General features: G+C 27.6%; 3 protein-coding genes. All 3 read left to right on the top strand.

Annotation, left to right across the window (positions count from 1 at the left end; all coding sequences use genetic code 11):
• Nucleotides 1–34: 34 nt before the first annotated feature.
• The 3 genes from U881_RS0106075 to U881_RS0106060 all read left to right on the top strand — a co-directional run bounded on the left by U881_RS0106075 (nt 35) and on the right by U881_RS0106060 (nt 5,281).
• Complete coding sequence (locus tag U881_RS0106075; protein WP_024653657.1) at nt 35–1,570, top strand: BTA121 domain-containing protein surface lipoprotein; 1,536 nt, start codon at nt 35–37, stop codon at nt 1,568–1,570.
• A 475-nt stretch (nt 1,571–2,045) separates the two neighbouring features.
• Entirely contained in the window at nt 2,046–3,269 is a 1,224-nt protein-coding gene (locus tag U881_RS0106065) for a BTA121 domain-containing protein surface lipoprotein (RefSeq protein ID WP_024653656.1), read from the top strand.
• Nucleotides 3,270–4,012: 743 nt separating this feature from the next.
• Complete coding sequence (locus U881_RS0106060) at nt 4,013–5,281, top strand: BTA121 domain-containing protein surface lipoprotein (protein WP_024653655.1); 1,269 nt, start codon at nt 4,013–4,015, stop codon at nt 5,279–5,281.
• Nucleotides 5,282–5,347: the final 66 nt, after the last annotated feature.

The raw sequence follows: 5,347 nt of genomic DNA, 5'->3' as shown, positions 1-5,347 counted from the left end.
TATTGTTTTTAATTTTAAAAGGAGATGTTAAAATATGAAGTTAATATATTATAGTTTAATACTATTAATAATAGTATCAATAGTATTATTAAATTGCAAACCTCAAAGTTCTCTTCCTGTAGGAGCGCATTCAGGTGGTTTACCAGAAAGAGGAATGGGTACAGAGGGTAAATCATCAATTGATAAATTGTTTGATACATTTAATCTATCTAAAGATCAGAAAGAGGCAGCTGAATATTTGAAAGGTTCATTACTATATGTTTTTCAAATATATAGTAATGATACATTTTATGATTTCTTGTCTCAATTGAGTGTTGATCAAGTTAAAAAAATTATGGACAATATTTTTGAACATCTACGTTTTATTAGTGAATCAAAGAAATTGATTAAAGGTATCCAAGAGCAATATGTAAAAAGTGACGTAAAGGATAGGTTAACTATTTTTGAACATCTATATTTGCGAGGTGAAAGTCAATCATGGGTACAAGTTCAAGATTTAAAAAAGAACTTGAATGATAGGTTAGATGTAGCGGCAAAAGAATACTTAAGATTATTGCAAGATAATAGCGATATCAGTCGTGATGTTCAAGATAGATATACTAGGCTTTCTGATCCTAGTAATGGTGCTGATTTACAGAGTATTCGTAATGATGCAGTTGAAACATTGACAAAGGGAGAAATTGTTACATTGCTTGGTACATTTAATTTATCTTATGAGCAAAGAAAGGCAGCTGAATATTTAAGAAAGGCATTAGTTGATGATGCTAAAACATATAGTAATGTTACATTTCATAAATTCTTGTCCGACTTAGGTTCTGATAGAGTTAAAACGATCGTGGAGAATATGTTAGAAAAACATAATTTACGTTTATTTTATCAAGCTAAAGCAATTATGAGTAAGCCGTTGGTAATATATTTTGGTAAATTTAAGGAATGGCCGGATAGATTAAATGCAGGTGAAGCAAAATATTTAAAAGTGTTAAGAGATTATAGCGATATCAGTATTAGTGTTAATGAGAGATATAAGAGGCTTTCAGATCCTAATAATGGTGCTGATTCGCAGATTATTAGTAAAGCTGTATCTGAAGAGTTTGATGAGAAAGATGCTGAATATGAACAAGAAATAAGAGAAACGATTGTTAGACTTTTTAAGTATCAATCTGATGAACAGAAAAAGGCAGTTGAATATTTAAGAAAGGCATTAGTGGATATTTTTAAAACTCATACTAATAATACATTTTATTACTTGTTTGGTTGGGATGGTATGGGTCTCTCTTATTCGCAGTGGGAGGTTAGTATAAATAGTGTGTTAGAAAAGCATAAGTTACGTTTATTTTTTCAAGTTAGCGAAACTATTGATCGTATCAAAGATGTAGATGTAAAAAAAGCCTTGGAGGGTAGGTTAAAAAAAGCGGAAGAAGAATACTTGGAATTATTGAGAAAGTATACCGAACTCAGTTTTGATTTTGGTGGTATAAGGAACAATCTTCACAATAACAATAGTTTAGTTTTTAATTTTAAGGGTGTAGATGTAGATGCAAAGCAACAATTGCTTGAAGAAGAAACATAAAAAAAGACTTGAGACAAGACAAGCAAAAGAAGGGCTAATTGAGGAGGTAAAAGCCATAGTGTTAAGAATATTACTTAAAGATTTTGGAGTATAAAAAGGGCAGAAAGGAGATTTGTATATTGAGAGTTTGTTGGATGGATACGAAAATTATTTAATAGAGAAGCTATCAAGGTTATATGCTGTGTCATAGTAAATAGGTTGTCAATTATCTCAAAAATCATTATTAATTATCATTATTAATTTCCAATCCAATAATGATTTTAGTAAATTTATCTATATTAGTGTTACTAAGTAGTAATATTGAATTTTCTTTAAACTATTTTCCATTCTTGATTTTTGTATATATTAATATTAACTGAAACTAACTTGATACACTAAAACTAATTAAGACAAGTACTGTTATTTTTATTACTGTCATTTAAATGATATATAAATATCTTGTATTGTTTTTAATTTTAAAAGGAGATGTTAAAATATGAAGTTAATATATTATAGTTTAATACTATTAATAATAGTATCAATAGTATTATTAAATTGCAAACCTCAAAGTTCTCTTCCTGTAGGAGCGCATTCAGGTGGTTTACCAGAAAGAGGAATGGGTACAGAGGGTAAATCATCAATTGATAAATTGCTTGATACATTTGATCTATCTGATGAACAGAAAAAGGCAGCTGAATATTTAAGAAAAGCATTAGTTGATGATGCTAAAACATATAGTAATATTATATTTCATAAATTCTTGTCCGACTTAGGTTCTGATAGAGTTAAAACGATCGTGGAGAATATGTTAGAAAAACATAATTTACGTTTATTTTATCAAGCTATTGAAACTATTAAACATATTGAAGATTCAGATGTAAAGAAAGCATTAGAGGATAGGTTGGTTAGAGCTGACGGAGAATATTCATTAGCATTAAAAGATTATAGCGATATTAGTCATAGTGTTGCTGATAGATATAACAATATTTTAGGTAATGATAAAAAAGCTGGTTTTGCTTTTAAGGGTATTAGTAAGGATACAGAAGTAGCAGAATTAATTCATGGGTTACACAATGTAGCTAATGCAGCTGAAATTATCAGAATATTTAAGGCTCATAGTGATTCTGAACCTGATGATATGTATGGTATGCAGGGAGTATTTAGGAGTATTGGTCGTTTTACTTCTTCAAGTAAGCTTAGAGGTTTAATTTACTTAGCTTTTGATTATAAACGTGAAGATCTTAAATTCTTTGACAAATTTTTCTATAGGTATATTCTTTTGTTTAAGAAAGATACATATGCATATGAGATGACTAATCTCAAGAATTTAATAGATGTTTTAAAAAAATTAGAAAGATTTTCTCAATCGTATTACCTAACCTCATTTAAAAATCTCAGAGAGAAAGAAGCTAATCTTGATAAGTTAGAGCTTGAAGATCTAAGGACACTAAAACAACAATTTGTTTTACTTGAAGGAGAAAAGCAGAAATTAGTAGAAATAAAAAATCAAATAATAGCAGATTATAATGCTGATGTAAGTAGAATTAAAACTGTTGTTAGTAAGGATGATTTTTCACAAGAATTGGATGATGATCTCAAAAAAGTATTGAATGATTATTTAACAGATAAAACTCGTGGTTATGAGGCGATACTGAATAATGTAGTAAGGAAAGTAGAGAAAGCGAATGATGTTATTATTGCTATCTTAAATAAGATATAAATATTTATTGGATTTTAAAGAAATATTATGAATTATGGAAGAAAAGATATTCTTTTCTTCCATAATAATTATTAATGAATGTGTAGAGTATTAATCAATTGAAGTTTTCTTTTGATGAGATTTCTAAGTAAGATATATTAATTTTTGTTCCAAAATTAAGTGTTTTTTACAAAATAAATACATTATGGTTTGATATTATTATTAATAATAAATAGATTGTCAATTAGTGCAAAAATCATTATTAATTCCAATCTAATAATGATTTTTAGTGACTTTATTTATATTAGTGTCACCTAAAAAGGAATATTAAATTTTCTCTAAATTATTTTTTATTTTTGATTTTGAAATATAATTAATGTATATATTAATATAATATTAGTTAATTGAAATAATTAACTAATATTGATTAAAGGTGATAATTTTATTAGGCAATGTTGGCGGTTTATCTGTATGATACGTGAGAAATGTTGTTGAAAAACAAAGTTTTATTATATTTTTGTAAGTTTTTCAGTGATTACCTATAGCTATAGATATCCAAGAGCAGAGGTAAATTCAATATAGTTTATTTTAGAAAAAAACAGGTATGATTATTTTATATTTATATTTTTAGGTCTAAGATTATATAACTGAAACTAAATTGATACACTAAAAAATACTTGAGACAAGTACTGTTGTTATTACTGCCATTTAAATAATATATAAATATTCTTACATTGTTTTTAATTTTAAAAGGAGAGAGAAATATGAAGTTAAGAGATTCTGCTTTAATATTATTGTTATTATTGTTAATAGTGACAGCAATTGTATTTACAAGTTGCAAACCCCAAAGTTGTTCTGATCCTGTAGGATTTAATGCAGGTGGTTTGATGGGAAGAGATAATAGAGGTATGAGGGAGGAGATTAAATCAATTGATATATTACTTGATACATTTAATTTATCAGATAACCAGAAGAAAATAGCTGAGTATTTAAGAGCAGCATTAGTAGATATTGCCAAAACATATAGTAATAATACGTTTTATGATCTATTGTCTAAGTTGGGTGCTGATAAAGTTAAAATAATTGTGAACAATATGTTGGAAAATCATCGTTTGCGTTTGTTTTATGAAGCTAGCGAAACTATTAAGAGTATTCAAGATTCTAATGTAAAGGGAAATTTGGATCGTAGGTTAAAAGAAGAGGAAGGAAAATATTTAGTGGCGTTAAGAGATTATAGCAATATCAGTCTTACTATTGATCAAAGATATAGCAACCTTTCAGGTAATAAAAATGTAAGTTTTGATTTTCAGAGTATTAGTATTGATGCAGATGCAGAAGTTAAAAAAGAAGAAAAGCTAAAACTAGTTCGGGATTTGCAAAATACAGCTATTTCAGATGCAATTAACAGAGTATTTAATATTCATAATAATCCTAGTTATACTGAACCTGATGATAAATATGGGATGAGTCGAATATTCGCGAGCTTTGTATCATATCCTGATGGTGAGGGGCGTTATCGTACATATTCTTTGCAAGAAAGGAAATTGATTTACTTAGCTTTTGGTTATAATCATAAAGATCTTAAATTCTTTGGTACATTATTCGATAATTATCTTGGTGGTGTTTATGGTCATGCTTATTATGTGAGAGATCGTTTAGATCGCTTATTCAAGGTTTTTAGAAAGTTAAAAGAATTTTCTGAGCTATATTATCTAAGTTCGTTTCAAAAGCTAAGAGATAAAAGAGCTAATCTTGATAGGTTAGAGATTGACGATTTAAAGGTACTTAAACAACAATTTGATTTACTTGATGAAGAAAAGATAAAATTAGTATCACTAAGAAATAAAATAAAACTAGATTATGATGATGATGTAGGCACGGTTAGAACTGTTTTTGGTCGTTATAAAGTTTTAGAAGTATTGGCAAGCTATTTGACAGGCAAAACTAATAATTATGAAACAAAGTTTAATGATATAGTGAAGGAAGTGAATAAGGTGAATAATACTATTATTTTCATCTTAGATAGTATATAGATATTGTTAGATTTTATTTATATTATGAATAATGGAAGAAAAGAACAGCTTTTCTTCCATTATCAT

This window comes from Borrelia persica No12 (genome assembly GCF_000500045.1).
Lineage (GTDB): Bacteria > Spirochaetota > Spirochaetia > Borreliales > Borreliaceae > Borrelia > Borrelia persica.
This window is presented reverse-complemented; position numbering and strand designations above follow the sequence as displayed.

Bases quoted from the DNA above. Each gene is read 5' to 3' on its own strand.
- U881_RS0106075 (WP_024653657.1), top strand. From the start codon at position 35: ATGAAGTTAATATATTATAGTTTAATACTATTAATAATAGTATCAATA.
- U881_RS0106060 (WP_024653655.1), top strand. From the start codon at position 4,013: ATGAAGTTAAGAGATTCTGCTTTAATATTATTGTTATTATTGTTAATA.
- U881_RS0106065 (WP_024653656.1), top strand. From the start codon at position 2,046: ATGAAGTTAATATATTATAGTTTAATACTATTAATAATAGTATCAATA.